We start from the raw sequence: 18,614 nt of genomic DNA, 5'->3' as shown, positions 1-18,614 counted from the left end.
GAGTGCAAGCCACGGCAGTGGCAAAGGCATCCACGTCACATCACGGGCGCGCAAGCTGTGGACCGCCTCCACCTCACATGCCGACGCCCGCCCGGTGAGGAGACACGCATGGTCAGCAAAAACACAATCTGTCTGTGGTACGACCGCGATGCGCTGGACGCGGCCAACTTCTACGCCCAGACTTTCCCAGACAGCAAAGTCACCGCCGTCCACCGCGCGCCGGGCAACTACCCCGCCGGCCAGGAGGGCGACGTGCTGACGGTGGAGTTCACCGTGGCGGGCATTCCGTGCCTGGGGCTGAACGGCGGCCCGCAGTTCAAACACAGCGAGGCGTTCTCGTTCCAGATTGCGACCGACGACCAGGCCGAGACCGATCGGCTGTGGAATGCCATCGTCAGCAACGGCGGGCAGGAAAGCGCCTGCGGCTGGTGCAAAGACAAGTGGGGGGTGTCGTGGCAGATCACGCCGCGCGCGCTCACTGCGGCCTATACCGATCCGGACCACGCAGCGGCCAAGCGCGCCTTCGACGCGATGATGACGATGCGCAAGATCGACATCGCCACGATCGAGGCGGCGCGGCGGGGGTGACGTTGCCGGGTGCCGAAGCCCGTGCAGGGACACTGCGCGCGGCGCCGGTCCGGCTCGGGTTTTCTACGCCGCGGGGCGCGGCACCGCCGCACGAAACCGATGTGCCAGCGTGTGATAGAACGACGGCGTCAACGCCTTGGAGACCTGGCTGGACAACAACGCCACAGCCATGAGCGGCAAGACCATCTCGTGGCCGTCGATCATCTCCATCACGATCACGAACGATGTGATGGGCGACTGCGTGACCGCCGCCAGGTAGCCGACCATGCAAAGCGCGGCAAGACTGGGCAGCGGTATGGAGGATGTTACGAGCGACATGACGTTGCCCAGCCCCGCCCCGATCGCCAGCGAAGGCGCGAAAATGCCGCCCGGAATGCCGGAGAGGTACGACGCAATGAGCGCCCCGAACTTGAGCACCGCATAGAACGGTGAAAGGGCTTGATGGGTTTCGAGCAGGCCGCGCGCTTCGGCATAGCCGCTGCCGAACGTGGTGCCGCCCGAAACCAGCCCAATCAATGCGATGGCGATACCGCACAGGAAGGCAAACCACACCGGTTGCGCTTGCCGGATATCAACCAGCCGCGCAGGCATCCAGCGGGGTATGTTGAGCAACAGCCAGCAGAACACGCCGCCCACCACGCCGCAGATGGCGCTCGCACCAATCACTACAGGCACCAGCGCCAGATGAAACTGCCCAATGGCCTGGATGCGCCCGAAATACAGGTAGTTGCCTTGCAGACCCAGCGCAACCACCCCGGAAAAAATAATGGCGGTGATGAGCGTGCCGCTGTTGCGTGCCACGAAACTGCGCGTCAGTTCTTCAATGGCAAAAACGACACCCGCCAGCGGCGTGTTGAACGCGGCCGCAAGCCCGGCCGCGGCACCCGCGAGGGCGAGCTGTCGCTCGATGTGCTTGCTGCTTCGACGATAGCCCCGCCGCATGGCGTACATGAGCGATGCGCCGATCTGCACCGTGGGCCCCTCCCGGCCGATCGTAAAGCCACAGAGGATGCCCACGAACGAGACCACGATCTTGCCGAACATGATCCGCAGGGAGAGCAGCGAGCTGGACAGGCGCCCATCCTCCAGCGTCGCAATGACCTGCGGAATGCCGCTGCCCTCGGCACCGCGAAAAAACCGGCGTGTCAGCCAGATGGCCAGGGCCGCGCCGACCGGTGTGATGATGATCGGCAGCCAAAACGCGTGCGAGACGATGCCGCGAAACAGCTCGAACCCAAGATCGATCGCCTTTGCATAAGCGACGGATACCAGACCCACGAGAACGGCACCAAGCCAGAAGATGCCGTAGTTTGCCCAGAGTCTCCTGGCCCGACGCACTGATCGATCTGCGATGTGGAGAGGAGAAAACATGGGAGGCTGCGGCGTCGGGTCCGTGGAGCGGAGATTATAGGACTGGCAACGCTTCGGCCTCCGCCTCGTCAGAGTCAGAGTCAGAGTCAGAGTCAGAGTCAGAGTCAGAGTCAGAGTCAGAACCAGGAACGCAGGCGATCAACGCAGGCTGACCAGCGTCTGCAGAATCGTGTCCTGCGTCTTGATGGTCTGCGCATTGGCCTGATACGAACGCTGCGCAACGATCATGTTGACGAGTTCGGCAGACAGATCCACGTTGGACTGCTCCGCAGATTGCGATTGCAGCAAACCGAACGACCCCATCCCCGGCGTGCCAAGGTTCGGCGCGCCGGAGTTGGACGTTTCCACCCACTGGTTGCCGCCGATGTTCTGCAGGCCGTCCGGCGCCTTGAAGTTGGCCATTGCAAACTGGCCCAGCACGGCGGTGCGGCCGTTGGAGTAGCGCGCCATCACCGTGCCGTCGTTGCCCACGGCGTAACTGGCAAGGCGACCGGTGGCGTAGCCGTCTTGCGAGACGCCCGGCGCGGTGTCGTTGTAGCCGCCGCCGTATTGCGTGGTGCCCGTCATGTCGATGCTGCCGATGCTCATGCCGGCAAAGGCCACGTTCACTTTGGACGGCGTAGAGGTCAATTGCCCGCTGCCGTTGAACGTGAGCGTGCTGATCGGGTTGCCGCCCGTGGGCGCCGCGCCGTCCACCATGGCGTGGACGTCCCACCCCGTGGCGGTGCGCACGTAGTAATTGGTGAGCGTATGAGCTTTGCCCGTGCCGTCATACACCTGCTGCGACACCGTATGGTTGAACGTGGCCGAGTTGGCCGGCGAGAACGGCGTGGTGGCCGGCACCTTGGCGCCCGCGTCCAGGTTGACGCCAAACACAGTGTTGGTGGTGGCCAGCGGCGCCAGATCGTTCACGGGAATCTGCAGGTTGACCAGCGCAGCCGTGTTGACTTTGCCCGTTGCATCCACGCCGTAGCCGGTCAGATTCTGGCCTGTGGCGGAGACGATGTAGCCGTTCTTGTCAGTATGGAACTGGCCGTTGCGGGTGTATGAAACCTGCCCGCTGCCCGGGTCCACCATGCGGTAGAACCCCGTGCCATTGATGGCGATGTCCAGCGGATTGCCCGTGCGCGTCACGTTGCCCTGCGTGAAGGACTGCGACACGCGGGTCACGTTCACGCCTTGCCCGATCTGGTTGTCCGACGCGCCTACCAGTGAGCGTGCATATACGTCGCCAAACACGGTGGTCGCCTTCTTGTAACCGACGGTGTTGGCGTTGGCGATGTTGCTGCCGATGGTGTCGAGCGATTTGGACGCAGCGTTGAGGCCGCTCAGGCCTTGTTGGAATCCCATGATGTTCTCGCTTGGAAAGTTGTACCGCTGTGTTGCGAGCCAATCCGTTGGAACGGCCGGCCGGCGCTAAAGACTCCGGAGTCGACCTCACGGCATCGCCCTCCGCACATCGACCATGATGTTTTCGTCTTTAAGCGGCGTGTTGTTTTTCCCTTGCGAACACCTTAATCATCGCGGTTTTAAATCGCTTTCTTACGATTCTTACGAGATTCTGATGTTGAAAATTTGAATTAGAAGGCTAAAAGCGCCGCATCATTTTGAATTGAATCTGGGTGCTTCATGATGGGCGGCGGTACTCGGCAGATGTCGCCTGGCGGCCTGCAGCGCAGGGCGGAGCCGGTGCATGCCGGTACGCGTGATAGAGTCGACCGCCATCCCTTTCCGGATCGTGTAGCCCTATGTCGACATTCGCGCTTGTCCCCAAGCAAACGGCGTTGTTGGTCATGCACTACCAGACCGACATCATGGCGTTGTTTCCATCGGTCGCGCCCACGCTGCTCTCCAACACCCGCGCGCTGTGCGATGCCGCGCGAGCCAAGGGCGTCAGCGTCTACTTTGCGAAGTTCCACTTCAGCCCCGGCTATCCGGAAGTCAGCCCGTTGAACAAGAACGGGCAAGGCGTGAAGCAACTGGGCCTGTTCGTTGAAGACCGCATCTCGCCGGAACTCGGCCGGCAACCCGATGAGTCGATCATCATCGCGCACCGCGCCAGCGTGTTCTACGGCACGGATCTGCAGGTGCGGTTATCCGCCAAGGGCGTCGATACCTTGATCATGGTGGGCGTTGCATCAACGGGCGTGATGCTTTCTTCCATTGCGCATGCAAGCGATGCGGACTACCGCCTGTTCACCGTGAAGGACTGCTGCTACGACCCGGACCCGATCGTGCACGAGCATCTTTTTGCGACGGCATTTGAGTCGCGCACGACGGTGGTGTCGCTGGCAGATGCGTTGTCGCTGCTGGAGTAATCACAGCAGGCCTTGGGCGAGCCTCAGGCGCTGACCACCTTGTTCTTGCCCGCGCGCTTGGCCTGATACATGGCGCGGTCGGCGCGCTGGATGGCCGCCATGGGCGGTTCGTCCTTGCCGACTTCCGCCACGCCGGCAGAGAAGGTGATAAACAGCCGCGTATCGCCCGCCACAAAGAAGCGCTGCGTGAGCGCCCGCTGCAGGCGGACGATGGTCTGCACGCCCTCTTCCAGACAGGTGTCCGGCATCAGGATCACGAATTCCTCGCCGCCAAAGCGCGCGAGCGTGTCTTGCGGGCGCATCGATTCGCGGGCCACCTGGGCAAGGTGAGACAGCGCATCGTCGCCAAAGCTGTGGCCGTGCGTGTCGTTGATCGACTTGAAGTCGTCGATGTCCAGAAACGCGATCGAGAGTGCACTGTTCTGGCGCGCCGCACGGGCAACTTCGCGCTCCAGCGCCTCTTCCAGGCCCTTGCGGTTGAGCGCGCCGGTCAGCAGGTCGTGACGCGCCGACGCCGACGCCATGTCGAGCGCCTTGCGCAGTTGGGCCACCTCGGCGGCGGCCTCTTCGGCCTTGACCTTCATCGCCGACAGCACGTCGCGGTTGCGGGCCGACTCCAGCGACATCCAGCGGGTGGCTGACAGCGCGTCCTGAATGGCCGGCGCGATCTCGGCAATGCTGTTGGCCGATTCGATCTTCTTGGCGCACGCTTCCATCTGACGGTGATGCTCGCCCGAGGTTTCGGCGGCGGCAGACAGGCGCTCCATGAAGGCTGCCAGCAGCCGCTTCATTTCTTCTTGCGCTTCGATCGACTTGGTTTTCAGCGAGCTTTGCTTCTGGATGACCTCCATGAGGCGACGCCGCAGGTCATCCAGCCGGCGCAGGCTGACCGGCGCTTCACTGGCCTTCATCAGGGCTTCGATCTGGCCGCGCAGCCAGCGGTCGTCCAACGACAGCTCAGCGATGTTCTCGAACACCAGTTGCAGCAGGCTCAGCAACGCCCGGCGGATCTCGCCCTGATCTTCCGCCGCCAGCGACAACCGGTGGTTGAACGTGGAGAGCTTGCCGTTCAGGCTGCCAAGGCCTTCGAATTCGGACCGGCAGGCCCGGATCAGCGCCCAGGCCGCGGGGCCGATGCTGGCATCGTCTTCACCGAGCACTGGCAGACAGCATTCGACCGTGCGCGCAAGCTGCTCGCGCAACTCGCGCACGAGCGCCATCCGCTCGGCATCCTGGGGGTCTGCGTCGGGCTTGCTGCCGGCGATTTCGTAATAGATCGAGGCAAAGTTGTCTGGCGTGGGCGCCAACCTGCGTGAGGCCAGCAGCTTGAGGGCGTGCCGGGCGGTCTCCGAGGGATTGTTTTCTATCATTCCGAACTACAGGGTGGCGAGCAGGGTTGGAGCGCGATTTTCCACGGTTCCGGGCCGACCGGAAAGCCGTCCGAAGGGTTATGTGGGCATTGCGCTGCAGGGTTGAAGCCGGCCGAATTGGGTGTCGCGGCAAGCATCTGCGCGAAGAGCGAGATCCCGATTGGCATCATCGTCACGCACGGCGTTTCGCCACCCAGCGTGCACCGTGAGCAACGGCGTGCTGCGCCGCGCGCCGGTCATCCGCGCGCCTGGATATGCCTCAGGAATGCAGGAGATTCGCCCCGTGCGCCGTAGAACCGGATGACCCCGGACACGTCGCCGTACTGCCTTACCAGGCCTTCTGCGGCAGCACGAATGCGCCGCACCCCGGGCACATTCTTCAGAAAGCAATCGACCAGCGCGGGATCGAAGCAGCGGCCGCTCTGGTCTGCCAGCGCTGCGAGTGCGTCCTCTTCGGGCATGCCTTCGCGGTAGACGCGCGGTTCAAGCATGGCGTCGAACGCATCGGCAACGGCCACGATGCGCGCGGCAAGTGGGACGTCTTCACCGGCAAGGCCAGCCGGATATCCGCTGCCGTCGAAATGTTCGTGATGATGGCGCGCAACGCTCGCTGCCATTTGCAACAGCGGATCGGCCGTCCCGCCAAGCAGCTCGGCGCCGATGTTCGAGTGCCGCTGCATGATCTCGTGCTCTGCGTCGGTCAACGAGGCAGGCTTGAGCAGGACGTCATCTGGAATGCCCAGCTTGCCGATGTCGTGCACGGGCGCCACCAGATAGATGCGCTGCTGCTCAACGTCGTCCAGCCCCAACACGTTTGCCAGATAGGCCGCGACAGCCGCAGTCCGGACCAGATGACCGAGAGCAGAGGGGTAACGCGATGCGCCCGCAAGCGTCAGGCTGGCAAGCATGATGTGGGGGCGGCTTTGTTGTGCCATGGAGCGAACTCTCTCTGTAGCCGTGGCGCCAGTCGAGACACGGGGATTTCTGAAAGGGTTGCACGATAGTCATCACGCAAGTGGACCGCAACCACCCACGTCGGTCATCTTTGATCTATCCCATCTGCAAGCGCCGCCACAACGTCGTTTTGCTGATCCCCAACGCTGCGCAGACGGCATCCGGTTCGCGTCTCTGCCGTAGCGACGTAGCTAGCGTCACCGTGTCACGAATGTCGAAAAGCTCGGCAGCAATCCACTTGCTCGGTTACTGCTGCGTCTCAGGACAGTGACAACAAAGAAATAATCGGACCGCGAAAATAAAACAACACCACAAAGCACGCAATAGAATAGTTGAATTTTGCAAACAAAAATCTTCGGCCCCAATGAAGAACTATTATCCACCCTCATATTCCCATCAAATTGAGCCATTTATATAGGGGGCCGGATGTTTGAACGAGGCGTTCGAGAATCAATGAACAGATTTCCGATTTTATTGCAGCCATTTCTCACTTGGCTCACAGGAAAACCGCTCGATGATTCAGAAAAACCATATTCAATTCCAAAGACAGCGGATATTGTAATGACGCCACTAATTGGCGCCCTTTCCATTCAACTCTTGGCACTGCTTTCAGAATCGAATACACCGGCCGCATGGCCTCTCATCTTTCTGCTATGGATTGTTCTAGTCGGAGTCTTGCGCAAATTGCAGGTCACGCACTTGCACCACGCCATTCACAATCGCCTCTTCTGCAGCGCAGCACTCAATAAATTCTACACAAAGTTAATTCCGTCGATCATTTTTGTTCAAAATGGCAGCGAATATAAGAAAGAACATCTTGCGCATCATAACGCAGACATTTTCACCACAAAACAAGACGCGGATGCCGCATTCCTAGCGCAGCTTGGATTTATACCTGGCCGAACGAGAAAGGAGTTATGGCAGACGCTTTGGATGACTGTCCTTAGCCCCGCTTTCCACGCACTGTTTCTTCAAGCACGCTTGAGATCGATTCTGATCCGAGGGAAGAGCCAGGAGCTAACGCTGGCATGGGTCATGGTTGGCCTCCATTTTGCGTTCGCCGCTCTGCTCGGCCTGAAGGCGTATCTGATTGCGGTGTTCATTCCCATGACGGCTCTGTACCACATCAGCGCCCTGCTCCAGTTCCTAACCGAACACGCGTGGGATGTGACCGGATCCGCTCCGTCCGACTGGGACGCGTACGCAGCACGGTGTTGGGGACGATTTTGCGGAGAGCGTTATCCCGAGAGTTCCGGCGGCGGCCTGATTAGAACCACGCGCTACATGATCCAGGTGGCGATTTGGAGCGTGCGAATGTCAGTGATCCATGCACCTGTCCGGCTAGGGTGTCTTGTCTCGGACTTACCCGCCCACGATTGGCATCACCTCGCGCATCTTGCGGGCCAGAACTCCCGAGACTGGCCTCGAAGCCTATACCTGCGTCAGGCCGCTATTGAATGCGGAGACAGGCCCGGTTTTGCCGGGCGGGAATTGTGGGGAATCTCAAACATGATCGAACATCAGTTCCGTTGGCTCGAATACGCACAGCAAACCCATTCAAGCTCTGTGGGCAAAGCGCTGGCTACAGCCGCTGATCAACAACTTTTCGTCGCAGTTGAATAAGATGGCATACGCAGACAACGCATGTAAGACGGTGATCGTCGTGAACTCGGAGTTCCCCGCCCCCACGATCATCAATGCCGTCGCACACTCTGTGCTGGGACTCATTGGATCCAACAGTCGGGATGCATGGAACCTGTTGGCATATCCCAGCCCAGCCTTTTCATCGGAAAGCCGCATCAGCGAGTTTCCTGCCATCGTGCTGCGAGCGAAACGCTCATCCGCCCTCGAGAAGTTGATTTGCGCGCTGCGCGATACAGGCATCCCGCACAACGCCTTCATTGACTCCATGATCGGCACCAGCGCTGAGAATCAGCAGGCAGCAACCCTGGCTGCGACGCCCGAGCAGAACAAGCTGATCTGCGTTGCGCTGTTTGGCCGTGAAGAAGCGATTCGCCCGCTCATCAAGTCGTTCTCCCTGTACAAGGAATCGGAGACCTCTCGTGTTGCACCGACGGAATGAAGCACCCCCGACCACGAAGGGATCCGACCGGGCCGCTCTTCTGCGGCTGACCATCCCAGTGGGGATGGGTTATTTACCCACCGGATTTGCCTTTGGCGTCCTTGCCATCCAAGCGGGATTGTCACCCGCCATCGTGGTCGCGATGAGCGTCTTCATCTTTGCCGGCGCACTCCAGTTTGCGGCAGTGCCGTTGTTGGGCATGACCACAGGGCTTGGCACATTTGCCATAACGACGTTACTGATCAACCTGCGCCATGTCCTCTACGCCATCCCGCTGATTGAGCAGCTGCCTGCTCGGCGCTGGCACCGGGCCTATGTCGTCGCTGCGCTGACAGACGAAAACTACTCCGTTCTCACCACCCTTCCGGCAAATAGGAGGCAGCAGTTCGCCATGTCCGTGACGTTGATTCATCACGGCTACTGGATCGCGGGAACCGCGCTTGGAGTGCTGTTCGGACAACAGGTTGCGAATTGGATTCCCAACCTGGACTTTGCGCTGCCTTCGCTGTTCACCATTCTCGCCATCGAACAGTACCTGACGCAAAGAAAACTGGCCCCGGCACTGGTAGGCGTATTGGCTTCCTTAATAGCGACGCGACTGGCGACAGACTATCTGTTGGTCACAGCCCTCGGATTGGGACTGGTCACGTTGCTAGCGCGCGCACTGGTCCGTGGTAGCGCCTTGGAAGCGTCCTGAAGGAGCGAGACGGAATGAGCAGCATTGAACAATGGATCGGCGTCGGCATCATGAGCGTACTGACGGTCCTTCTCAGGGCATCCCCGTTGATGATCAACCGCACGGTGCTACGCAGCCGGGCGGTGACCCAACTCAATCAGGAATTGCCGCTCTGCGTGATGGCCGTCTTGGTTGCGAACGCCCTTGGAAGCAGCGGGATGCCGAGTCAGATTGGCTTGGAATTGATTGCGCTTTGTGGTGTTGCCTTGACCTATCTGATGTGGCGAAACGCGCTGCTTAGCGTTCTCACCGGCATCGGCGGACTGACGCTGTTACGCACCCTCCTTTGATCGCCTGCAAAACGACACGTTGACCGGCGTGTCGCAGTGGTCCGGCGTGCCGCGCCGGAGGAAGGGACTTACCGCGCCGATGCCGCCTCCTGCAAGCGCCGCCACAACGTCGTTTTGCTGATCCCCAACGCTGCGCAGACGGCATCCCGATCACCGCCGTGGGCTGCCAGCGCTGCGCGGATCTCTTCCGCTTCAACGCCTCGGCTGCGCTCGCGCAGCGTCTGGGCCGCCGGTTTGCCGGCCGTGACGTGGGCAAACACTTCCGGTGCAATCAGCCGCAGCACATCTTGCGTGATGGCGTCGGTGTCATCGGTGTAAGCCAGTTCCACGGCAATCCGTTCGACCACGCTCTGCAATTCACGCACGTTGCCCGGCCAGGTGTAACGCCGCAGCGGGTCGGCAATGCCGGCCAGCACGCGGGCGGCATCTTCGGTGTCGGCAATGCGCAGCAGCAGACGAGGCTCGCGGCGAGCCGCCTGCACGAGCAGTTCAGCGGCCAGGGGCATCACGTCGTCGGGCCGCTCGCGCAGCGGCGGCAGCGCAATGCTCAGGATGTTGAGGCGGTAGTACAGATCTGCGCGGAAGGTGCCGGCCTCCACCGCATCCGTCAGCGCGCGGTGCGTGGCGGCCACCACGCGGATATCGACGCGCGTGGGCTCGGTGGAGCCCAGCCGCACCACCTCGCGCTCCTGCAATACGCGCAGCAGGCGGCTTTGCAACGGCAGCGGCATCTCGCCGATTTCATCGAGGAACAGCGTGCCGCGGTGCGCCGCTTCAATCAGCCCGGTCTTGCCGCCCTTGCGCGCGCCGGTGAAAGCGCCCTCTTCGTAGCCGAACAGTTCGCTTTCCAGCAGCGCTTCAGGAAACGCGCCGCAATTGATAGCGACGAAAGGAAAATCGCGCCGCGCGCTGAGCTGATGCATGCCCTGCGCAACCATCTCCTTGCCTGTGCCGGATTCGCCCAGCACAAGCACGGTGGCGTCGGACCTGGCATAACGGCGAACGAGCGTACGCACACGCTCCATCGGCAACGATTCGCCCACCAGGTCTTCCAGCCGGTAGCGCGCGCTGAACTGCTGCGGGCGCTGGCGTGAGCGCAGAGTGCGGTCCAGCCGCTCCACCGCGCGGGATTCCTGAAAGGTGAAGACCGTGCCTTCGGCGGCGCCCGCGCCGGCGCTCGCCAGTGGGCCGCGGTGGATGACGTAGTTCACGCCCTGCACGGTGCCCAGCGTGTCGCCATCGCTATCGGGCAGCAGGCCCAGCAGGTTGGGGGCGATGCTGAGCAGCGGTTGCCCGATGGCCTGCTTGGCTTCGATACCCAACGCCGTGGCCAGCCGCTGGTTGATGGCCTCCACGCGGCCCTGCGCATCCAGCGCGACCACACCGTCACGCAGATGCTGCAGCAGGTTGTCGAGCCGCTGGCGGCGCAGCGTTTCGCGGCGCGTGGCCTGCACGACTTCCAGCGCGGTATCGAACGCGGCACGCACGGAGTCGCGCGAATACAGAAACACGGCGTTCATGCCGGCCTGCGTCGCCAGGTCCGTCACCAGGCCGGGGCCGACCACCACGCCCACGCCGCGGTCGCGCAGGTCGAGCACGCAGCTCTCTGCACCCTGGCGGGAGGTGTACGAGGCAAACACCACGTCCATGCCATAGGCGGCGACAAAGCGGCGCACCTCCTCGGGCGTGTCGCCATGAGTGACGAGCGCCACCGATTCCGCATCGCGCCGGGCGCGGGCCAGCGCGTGCATCACGTCAAAACCCGTCGGGTTGATGACGACCACGGGCAGCGACAGACGCGGCTTCAGATAAGCGCCGTTGGACCCGCCCGCCACCACCACGTCAGGACGATCGGCGCCGGCGGCATCGATCTCGCGCACGATGTCTTCAAAGCCGCGCGTGATGACGCGCAGTTCGGCGCGGTCGTTGTACTCGGCGGCAATGTCGAGGAAGAGGTCGCTCAGGCGGCTGATACCGCAGGCCCAGATGCGGGGGCGGTCGGTCAGGTCGGTTGCAGTGGGGCTCATGGTGCGGTGCGGCAGGGAAAAACAGCAGTCCCGACATTATGCGCCGTGTTTCCATATTGAAATCGCGAATTTCGTTTCTGAAATCATGTGCGCGTAGGCGCCAACGTCACATTCATACAAATCAAAGGGTTACGTCTGCCCACGCGGGTGGCGCGCTTCCTGCTCTCTTGAGCCGTTCTTTTTGGAGCCTTCATGAGCACAACGCAACGACACCTCACCAGCGCCGGCGCCAAATTCCGTGCCGCCGTGGCTGAATCCCAACCGCTGCAAGTGGTGGGCGCCATCACCGCCTACGCTGCGAAGATGGCCGAGCAGACCGGCTTCAAGGCCGTGTACCTGTCGGGCGGCGGCGTGGCGGCCAACTCGCTGGGCATTCCGGACCTGGGCATCAGCACGATGGAAGACGTGCTGATCGACGCCCGCCGCATCACCGACGCCGTGCAGATCCCGCTGATGGTCGACATCGACACGGGCTGGGGCGGCGCCTTCAACATCGCACGCACCATTCGTTCGTTCATCAAGGCCGGTGTGGCCGCCGTTCACCTGGAAGACCAGGTTGGTCAAAAGCGTTGCGGCCATCGCCCCGGCAAGGAAGTCGTTTCCACCGACGAGATGGTCGACCGCGTGAAGGCCGCCGTGGACGCGCGCACCGATGACGATTTCGTCATCATGGCCCGCACCGATGCGGCCGCCTCCGAAGGCATCGATGCCGCCATCGAGCGCGCCGTCGCCTATGTGGAAGCGGGCGCCGACATGATCTTTCCGGAAGCCATGAAGACGCTGGACGACTACCGCCGCTTCAAGGCCGCCGTGAAGGTGCCCATCCTGGCCAACCTGACCGAGTTCGGCAGCACGCCTCTCTTTACCACCGACGAACTGCGTAGCGCCAACGTGGATATCGCGCTGTACTGCTGCGGCGCCTACCGCGCGATGAACGCAGCGGCACTCAACTTCTATCAGACCGTGATGCGTGACGGCACCCAGAAGGCGGCCGTGGAAACCATGCAGTCGCGCGCCGATCTATACCAATATCTTGGCTACCACGCGTACGAAGACAAGCTCGACGCGCTGTTTGCCGCACAGAAATAACGCCTCCGCATCCAAACCAATTCAACGCATCCAAGGAGACCACACCATGAGCGAAGCCGATAACAGCACGCCGAACGCAGGCGCCTTCAAGCCGAAGAAGTCCGTGGCCCTGTCGGGCGTGACAGCCGGCAACACCGCGCTATGTACCGTTGGCCGCACCGGCAACGACCTGCACTACCGCGGCTACGACATCCTCGACCTGGCCGGCGCGTGCGAGTTTGAAGAAGTCGCCCACCTGCTGGTGCACGGCAAGCTGCCGAACAAGGCCGAGCTGGCTGCCTACAAGGCCAAGCTGAAGGCGCTGCGCGGCCTGCCCGCCAACGTGAAGGCCGCCCTGGAATGGGTGCCCGCCTCCGCCCACCCGATGGACGTGATGCGCACGGGCGTGTCGGTGCTGGGCACGGTGCTGCCCGAAAAGGACGACCACGCCACCCCCGGCGCACGCGACATCGCCGACCGCCTGATGGCCTCGCTCGGCTCGATGCTGCTGTACTGGTACCACTACAGCCACAACGGCAAGCGCATCGAAGTCGAAACGGACGACGACTCCATCGGCGGCCACTTCCTGCACCTGCTGCACGGCGTGGAGCCGCCCAAGTCGTGGGTCGACGCCATGCACGTGTCGCTCAACCTGTATGCCGAGCACGAGTTCAACGCATCGACGTTTACCGGCCGCGTGATTGCCGGCACGGGCTCGGACATCTACTCCGCAATCACCGGCGCAATCGGTGCACTGCGCGGCCCGAAGCACGGCGGCGCCAATGAAGTCGCCTTCGAAATCCAGAAACGCTACGACACCCCGGACGAGGCCGAAGCCGACATCCGCCGCCGCGTGGAAGCCAAGGAAGTCGTGATCGGTTTCGGCCACCCGGTGTACACCGTGTCCGACCCGCGCAACAAGGTCATCAAGGAAGTCGCGCGCAAGCTGTCGAAGGAAGCCGGCAACACCAAGATGTTCGACATTGCCGAGCGCCTTGAAACCGTGATGTGGGACATCAAGAAGATGTTCCCCAACCTGGACTGGTTCAGCGCCGTGTCGTACCACATGATGGGCGTGCCGACCGCGATGTTCACCCCGCTGTTCGTGATCGCGCGGACGTCCGGCTGGGCAGCGCACATCATCGAGCAACGCATCGACAACAAGATCATCCGCCCGAGCGCCAACTACACCGGCCCCGACGACCTGAAGTTCGTACCGATCGGCAAGCGCCCGTAAGAAATAGGAAGGAAGAAAGGAGCGTCAACACAAACCCACCGACGGTGTGGCCGTTGACGTTCCTGCCCTTGATGGCGCCTTGAATTTCTGTAAGCGGGCGGAAAAAAGACGGGAAACTGTCTGAGCGAAGCGAGTTTTTCCCGTCTCCGCCTGGTTACAGAAATTCAAGGGGAAGTCGCCATCTCGGGCGCGCCTTTCTTTGCTTACTTTCTTTGGCAAGACAAAGAAAGTGAGTCGCCCCCGGCAGGGGGAGAAACAAGGGATGGACCCACACCATGAACACAGCACACCGCAAACCCCTCCCCGGCACGTCACTCGACTACTTCGACGCCAGAGAAGCCGTCGAAGCCATCCAACCGGGCGCCTACGACAAGCTCCCCTACACCTCCCGCGTCCTCGCCGAGAATCTGGTCCGCCGCTGCGACCCGACCACCCTCACCGACTCGCTCAAGCAACTCATCGAACGCAAGCGCGATCTGGATTTCCCCTGGTTTCCGGCGCGCGTGGTCTGCCATGACATCCTGGGCCAAACCGCGCTGGTCGACCTCGCCGGCCTGCGCGACGCCATTGCCGACCAGGGTGGCGACCCCGCCAAGGTCAACCCGGTCGTGCCAGTGCAGTTGATCGTCGACCACTCGCTGGCCGTAGAGTGCGGCGGCTTCGACCCCGACGCCTTCGCCAAGAACCGCGCCATTGAAGACCGCCGCAACGAAGACCGCTTCCACTTCATCGACTGGACCAAGCTCGCGTTCAAGAACGTCGATGTGATCCCGGCGGGCAACGGAATCATGCACCAGATCAACCTGGAGAAGATGTCTCCCGTCATCCAGGCACACGACGGCGTGGCTTACCCCGACACCTGCGTCGGCACCGACAGCCACACGCCCCACGTCGACGCACTCGGTGTGATCGCCATCGGCGTGGGCGGCCTGGAAGCCGAAAACGTGATGCTGGGCCGCGCCTCGTGGATGCGCCTGCCGGACATCGTGGGCGTGGAGTTGACCGGGCAGCGCCAGCCCGGCATCACCGCCACCGACATCGTGCTGGCGCTGACCGAATTCCTGCGCAAGCAAAAGGTGGTGGGCGCCTACCTCGAGTTTTACGGCGAAGGCGCATCCAAGCTCACGCTGGGCGACCGCGCCACCATCTCGAACATGGCCCCCGAGTACGGTGCCACCGCGGCAATGTTCTCGATTGACGACAACACGCTCGACTACCTGCGCCTCACGGGCCGCAGCGACGAGCAGGTCAAGCTGGTCGAGACGTATGCCAAGACCGCGGGCCTGTGGTCCGACACGCTCAAGAACGCCGAATACGAACGCGTGCTGCGCTTCGACCTGTCGAGCGTGGTGCGCAACATGGCCGGCCCGTCCAACCCGCACGCACGTGTGGCGACGACCGAACTGGCCGCCAAGGGCATCGCCGGCAAGTGGGAAGACACGCCGGGCCAGATGCCCGATGGCGCTGTCATCATCGCGGCCATCACGAGCTGCACGAATACCAGCAACCCGCGCAACGTGATTGCCGCGGCGCTGCTGGCGCGCAATGCCAACCGCCTGGGCCTGACCCGCAAACCGTGGGTGAAGAGTTCGCTCGCGCCGGGCTCCAAGGCCGTTGAGCTGTATCTGGAAGAGGCCGGCCTGAAGCACGAACTGGAAAAACTCGGCTTTGGCATCGTCGCGTTTGCCTGCACCACCTGCAACGGCATGAGCGGCGCGCTGGACCCGAAGATCCAGCAAGAGATCATCGACCGCGACCTGTACGCCACGGCCGTGCTGTCGGGCAACCGCAACTTCGACGGCCGCATCCACCCGTATGCCAAGCAGGCGTTCCTCGCATCCCCGCCGCTGGTGGTGGCCTATGCGATTGCAGGCACCGTGCGTTTCGATATCGAGCGCGACAGCTTCGGTACCGATGCCAACGGCAAGCCGATCCTGCTGAAAGACCTGTGGCCGACCGACGAAGAGATCGACGCCATCGTGCGCGCATCGGTCAAGCCGGAGCAGTTCCGCAAGGTGTACATCCCGATGTTCGAGCAGCGCAGCACGTCTGTGGCCAATGTGAGCCCGCTGTACGACTGGCGCCCGCAGAGCACCTACATCCGCCGCCCGCCCTATTGGGAAGGCGCGCTGGCCGGTGAGCGCACGCTCAAGGGCTTGCGCCCGCTGGCGGTGCTTGGCGACAACATCACGACCGATCACCTTTCGCCGTCCAACGCCATCCTGGCCAGCAGCGCCGCTGGTGAATACCTCGCCAAGATGGGCCTGCCGGAAGAAGACTTCAACTCGTACGCCACGCACCGCGGCGATCACCTGACCGCGCAACGCGCGACGTTTGCCAACCCGACGCTCATCAACGAGATGGCCGTGGTCGATGGCGCGGTGAAGAAAGGTTCGCTCGCGCGCATCGAGCCTGAAGGCAAGGTCACGCGCATGTGGGAAGCGATCGAGACCTACATGGACCGCAAGCAGCCGCTGATCGTGATTGCGGGCGCCGACTACGGCCAGGGCAGCTCACGCGACTGGGCCGCCAAGGGCGTGCGCCTGGCCGGCGTAGAAGCCATCGTGGCCGAAGGGTTCGAGCGCATCCATCGCACGAACCTGATCGGCATGGGCGTGTTGCCGCTGGAGTTCAAGCCCGGCACCACGCGCCTGACGCTCGGCATTGACGGCACCGAAACCTTTGATGTGATCGGCCAACGCAAACCGCGCACGGACCTCACGCTCGTCATCCACCGCAAGAACGGCGAACGTGTCGAAGTGCCCGTCACCTGCCGCCTGGACAGCGACGAGGAAGTGTCGATCTACGAAGCCGGCGGTGTGCTGCAGCGCTTTGCGCAGGACTTTTTGGAATCGAACAAGGAAGCAGCATGAGCCACCCCGCGCAAGTGAAGATTCCCGCCACCTACATGCGTGGCGGCACCAGCAAGGGCGTATTTTTCCGTCTGCAAGACTTGCCGTTTCCAGCGCAGCAGCCCGGCGCTGTGCGCGACGCGCTGCTCTTGCGCGTGATTGGCAGCCCCGACCCGTACGGCAAGCAGATCGACGGCATGGGCGGCGCCACGTCGAGCACCAGCAAGACGGTCATCCTCGCCAAGAGCACGCGCCCCGACCATGACGTGGATTACCTCTTCGGCCAAGTCTCCATCGACAAGCCGTTCGTCGACTGGTCGGGCAACTGCGGCAACCTCTCTGCAGCGGTTGGGCCGTTCGCCATCAGCAACGGTCTGGTCGATGCGAGCCGGGTGCCGCAAAACGGCATCGCCATCATCCGCATCTGGCAGGCCAACATCGGCAAGACCATCATTGCGCACGTGCCCATCACCAACGGCGCGGTGCAAGAGACGGGCGACTTCGAACTGGACGGTGTGACGTTCCCGGCGGCCGAAGTGCAACTCGAATTCCTCGACCCGGCGGCAGAAGAAGAGGGTGACGGGGGCGGCGCGATGTTCCCCACCGGCAACCTCGTCGACGATCTCGACGTGCCCGGCGTAGGCACGCTCAAGGCGACCATGATCAACGCGGGGATTCCCACGATCTTCCTCAACGCAGAGGCCATCGGCTATACCGGCACCGAGCTGCAGGACGCCATCAACGGCGATGCGAAAGCGCTGGCGATGTTCGAGACCATTCGGGCGCACGGCGCGGTGCGCATGGGCCTGATCAAGAGCATCGACCAAGCCGCCACGCGGCAGCACACGCCCAAGGTGGCGTTCGTCGCACCGCCGAAGGACTACGTGGCATCGAGCGGCAAGAAGGTCGGCGCGGGCGATGTGGATCTGCTCGTACGCGCGTTGTCGATGGGCAAGCTGCACCACGCCATGATGGGCACGGCCGCGGTCGCCATCGGCACGGCAGCCGCCATTCCAGGAACGCTGGTCAACCTGGCAGCGGGCGGTGGAGAACGTGGCGCGGTACGCTTCGGGCATCCGTCCGGCACCCTGCGCGTGGGCGCGGAGGCCAAGCTCGTTGACGGCGAATGGACGGTCACCAAGGCCATCATGAGCCGCAGCGCGCGCGTATTGATGGAAGGCTGGGTGCGCGTGCCGGGCTAAAGGCTGAACACGCGTGCAAAGCAAAACCGCCGCATCTGGCTGAGGGCTGGATGCGGCGGTTTTCTTTTCTTTTTTTGGAGGGGACTCAGGTTGCGCCGGTGTTCTTCATGCCGAGCACCTCGATCGGCGCAATGTCGGGTGGTGAGGCCAGCAACTCGGCCGCATTCGCCATGAGCGCCTTGGCAATCGGGCCGTCGAGATGTGCCTGGCGATCCTGCTCGCTGGCAAAGGCATCGAAGATGCCGAAGACATTGGGGGCAATGCGCAGCGCAAACCAGATGGGTGTGGTCGCTTCCTGGTTGGCCATTTGCAGACCGGCGGAAAGGAAATCGGCCACTGCCTGCTCTTTGCCCGGTTTGGCGGTCAGCCGGGCGAACAATGCGTACTGGATCATTGAAGTCTCCTGATGCGCGCGGGGGGACGCGCAGTCAGGCGTACTGTATGCCGAAAAACGGCAAGCCGCGTCATACGAACATGCTTAAGCGCCGTTCCGCACGCAACAGGAGCGGCTCGATGAC

The 18,614-nt window shown here is 62.6% G+C and carries 16 protein-coding genes; 10 read left to right on the top strand and 6 right to left on the bottom strand.

What is annotated here, in order from left to right:
* The first annotated feature begins 108 nt into the window (after positions 1 to 108).
* Entirely contained in the window at positions 109 to 588 is a 480-nt protein-coding gene (locus tag N5B55_RS17435; protein ID WP_304540664.1) for a VOC family protein, read from the top strand.
* Positions 589 to 651: 63 nt separating this feature from the next.
* Here the strand turns inward: N5B55_RS17435 and N5B55_RS17430 are convergent, their stop codons facing one another.
* Both N5B55_RS17430 and flgE read right to left on the bottom strand, forming a co-directional pair.
* The gene (locus N5B55_RS17430) at positions 652 to 1,959 is read right to left on the bottom strand and encodes a chloride channel protein (protein ID WP_154205522.1); all 1,308 of its coding nucleotides are present in this window, start codon (positions 1,957 to 1,959) and stop codon (positions 652 to 654) included.
* 138 nt (positions 1,960 to 2,097) lie between these two features.
* The gene (gene flgE, locus N5B55_RS17425; protein WP_154205521.1) at positions 2,098 to 3,309 is read right to left on the bottom strand and encodes a flagellar hook protein FlgE; all 1,212 of its coding nucleotides are present in this window, start codon (positions 3,307 to 3,309) and stop codon (positions 2,098 to 2,100) included.
* A 398-nt stretch (positions 3,310 to 3,707) separates the two neighbouring features.
* On the opposite strand from flgE, the gene N5B55_RS17420 reads away from it, so the two are divergent.
* Positions 3,708 to 4,277, top strand: a complete 570-nt coding sequence (locus tag N5B55_RS17420; RefSeq protein ID WP_304540661.1) for an isochorismatase family cysteine hydrolase — start codon at positions 3,708 to 3,710, stop codon at positions 4,275 to 4,277.
* Positions 4,278 to 4,300: 23 nt separating this feature from the next.
* Here N5B55_RS17420 and N5B55_RS17415 read toward each other — a convergent pair whose 3' ends face one another.
* Positions 4,301 to 5,647 (bottom strand): GGDEF domain-containing protein, encoded by a 1,347-nt coding sequence (locus N5B55_RS17415; protein WP_065859530.1) that lies wholly within the window; start codon positions 5,645 to 5,647, stop codon positions 4,301 to 4,303.
* 236 nt (positions 5,648 to 5,883) lie between these two features.
* Positions 5,884 to 6,582: an HD-GYP domain-containing protein gene (locus N5B55_RS17410; RefSeq protein ID WP_304540658.1), complete on the bottom strand. Its 699-nt coding sequence runs from the start codon at positions 6,580 to 6,582 to the stop codon at positions 5,884 to 5,886.
* A gap of 472 nt (positions 6,583 to 7,054) precedes the next feature.
* Between N5B55_RS17410 and N5B55_RS17405 the strand changes: the two genes are divergently transcribed.
* From N5B55_RS17405 to N5B55_RS17390, 4 genes are all read left to right on the top strand, one after another.
* On the top strand, positions 7,055 to 8,224 hold the full coding sequence (locus tag N5B55_RS17405) for a fatty acid desaturase (RefSeq protein ID WP_304540656.1): 1,170 nt from the start codon (positions 7,055 to 7,057) through the stop codon (positions 8,222 to 8,224).
* 1 nt (position 8,225) lies between these two features.
* Positions 8,226 to 8,684: a DUF2000 family protein gene (locus tag N5B55_RS17400; RefSeq protein WP_304540654.1), complete on the top strand. Its 459-nt coding sequence runs from the start codon at positions 8,226 to 8,228 to the stop codon at positions 8,682 to 8,684.
* A 64-nt stretch (positions 8,685 to 8,748) separates the two neighbouring features.
* Positions 8,749 to 9,381, top strand: coding sequence for an AzlC family ABC transporter permease (locus N5B55_RS17395; protein ID WP_304540652.1), 633 nt, complete (start codon positions 8,749 to 8,751; stop codon positions 9,379 to 9,381).
* 14 nt (positions 9,382 to 9,395) lie between these two features.
* Positions 9,396 to 9,710, top strand: a complete 315-nt coding sequence (locus tag N5B55_RS17390; protein WP_304540650.1) for an AzlD domain-containing protein — start codon at positions 9,396 to 9,398, stop codon at positions 9,708 to 9,710.
* A gap of 68 nt (positions 9,711 to 9,778) precedes the next feature.
* Here N5B55_RS17390 and prpR read toward each other — a convergent pair whose 3' ends face one another.
* Positions 9,779 to 11,737, bottom strand: a complete 1,959-nt coding sequence (gene prpR, locus N5B55_RS17385; RefSeq protein ID WP_304540648.1) for a propionate catabolism operon regulatory protein PrpR — start codon at positions 11,735 to 11,737, stop codon at positions 9,779 to 9,781.
* A 192-nt stretch (positions 11,738 to 11,929) separates the two neighbouring features.
* Between prpR and prpB the strand changes: the two genes are divergently transcribed.
* The 4 genes from prpB to prpF all read left to right on the top strand — a co-directional run bounded on the left by prpB (position 11,930) and on the right by prpF (position 18,096).
* Complete coding sequence (gene prpB, locus N5B55_RS17380; RefSeq protein ID WP_065859523.1) at positions 11,930 to 12,826, top strand: methylisocitrate lyase; 897 nt, start codon at positions 11,930 to 11,932, stop codon at positions 12,824 to 12,826.
* 46 nt (positions 12,827 to 12,872) lie between these two features.
* The gene (gene prpC, locus N5B55_RS17375; protein WP_065859522.1) at positions 12,873 to 14,042 is read left to right on the top strand and encodes a bifunctional 2-methylcitrate synthase/citrate synthase; all 1,170 of its coding nucleotides are present in this window, start codon (positions 12,873 to 12,875) and stop codon (positions 14,040 to 14,042) included.
* A gap of 275 nt (positions 14,043 to 14,317) precedes the next feature.
* On the top strand, positions 14,318 to 16,915 hold the full coding sequence (gene acnD / locus N5B55_RS17370) for a Fe/S-dependent 2-methylisocitrate dehydratase AcnD (RefSeq protein ID WP_304540645.1): 2,598 nt from the start codon (positions 14,318 to 14,320) through the stop codon (positions 16,913 to 16,915).
* Positions 16,912 to 18,096, top strand: a complete 1,185-nt coding sequence (gene prpF, locus N5B55_RS17365) for a 2-methylaconitate cis-trans isomerase PrpF (protein WP_304540643.1) — start codon at positions 16,912 to 16,914, stop codon at positions 18,094 to 18,096. The genes acnD and prpF overlap by 4 nt, the downstream gene beginning before the upstream one ends.
* Before the next feature lie 85 nt (positions 18,097 to 18,181).
* Here prpF and N5B55_RS17360 read toward each other — a convergent pair whose 3' ends face one another.
* Positions 18,182 to 18,490, bottom strand: coding sequence for a putative quinol monooxygenase (locus N5B55_RS17360; protein WP_154205515.1), 309 nt, complete (start codon positions 18,488 to 18,490; stop codon positions 18,182 to 18,184).
* Positions 18,491 to 18,614 lie beyond the last annotated feature (124 nt).

The sequence above is a fragment of the Ralstonia pickettii genome, assembly GCF_030582395.1.
Lineage (GTDB): Bacteria > Pseudomonadota > Gammaproteobacteria > Burkholderiales > Burkholderiaceae > Ralstonia > Ralstonia pickettii_D.
The sequence above is the reverse complement of the archived record's forward strand: the minus strand, read 5'-3'. Positions and strand labels throughout refer to the sequence as shown.

What these genes read in the sequence shown, in the direction of transcription:
- N5B55_RS17435 (WP_304540664.1), top strand. Translation starts at nt 109, where the DNA reads ATGGTCAGCAAAAACACAATCTGTCTGTGGTACGACCGCGATGCGCTG.
- N5B55_RS17430 (WP_154205522.1), bottom strand. Translation starts at nt 1,959, where the DNA reads ATGTTTTCTCCTCTCCACATCGCAGATCGATCAGTGCGTCGGGCCAGG.
- flgE (WP_154205521.1), bottom strand. Translation starts at nt 3,309, where the DNA reads ATGGGATTCCAACAAGGCCTGAGCGGCCTCAACGCTGCGTCCAAATCG.
- N5B55_RS17420 (WP_304540661.1), top strand. Translation starts at nt 3,708, where the DNA reads ATGTCGACATTCGCGCTTGTCCCCAAGCAAACGGCGTTGTTGGTCATG.
- N5B55_RS17415 (WP_065859530.1), bottom strand. Translation starts at nt 5,647, where the DNA reads ATGATAGAAAACAATCCCTCGGAGACCGCCCGGCACGCCCTCAAGCTG.
- N5B55_RS17410 (WP_304540658.1), bottom strand. Translation starts at nt 6,582, where the DNA reads ATGGCACAACAAAGCCGCCCCCACATCATGCTTGCCAGCCTGACGCTT.
- N5B55_RS17405 (WP_304540656.1), top strand. Translation starts at nt 7,055, where the DNA reads ATGAACAGATTTCCGATTTTATTGCAGCCATTTCTCACTTGGCTCACA.
- N5B55_RS17400 (WP_304540654.1), top strand. Translation starts at nt 8,226, where the DNA reads ATGGCATACGCAGACAACGCATGTAAGACGGTGATCGTCGTGAACTCG.
- N5B55_RS17395 (WP_304540652.1), top strand. Translation starts at nt 8,749, where the DNA reads ATGGGTTATTTACCCACCGGATTTGCCTTTGGCGTCCTTGCCATCCAA.
- N5B55_RS17390 (WP_304540650.1), top strand. Translation starts at nt 9,396, where the DNA reads ATGAGCAGCATTGAACAATGGATCGGCGTCGGCATCATGAGCGTACTG.
- prpR (WP_304540648.1), bottom strand. Translation starts at nt 11,737, where the DNA reads ATGAGCCCCACTGCAACCGACCTGACCGACCGCCCCCGCATCTGGGCC.
- prpB (WP_065859523.1), top strand. Translation starts at nt 11,930, where the DNA reads ATGAGCACAACGCAACGACACCTCACCAGCGCCGGCGCCAAATTCCGT.
- prpC (WP_065859522.1), top strand. Translation starts at nt 12,873, where the DNA reads ATGAGCGAAGCCGATAACAGCACGCCGAACGCAGGCGCCTTCAAGCCG.
- acnD (WP_304540645.1), top strand. Translation starts at nt 14,318, where the DNA reads ATGAACACAGCACACCGCAAACCCCTCCCCGGCACGTCACTCGACTAC.
- prpF (WP_304540643.1), top strand. Translation starts at nt 16,912, where the DNA reads ATGAGCCACCCCGCGCAAGTGAAGATTCCCGCCACCTACATGCGTGGC.
- N5B55_RS17360 (WP_154205515.1), bottom strand. Translation starts at nt 18,490, where the DNA reads ATGATCCAGTACGCATTGTTCGCCCGGCTGACCGCCAAACCGGGCAAA.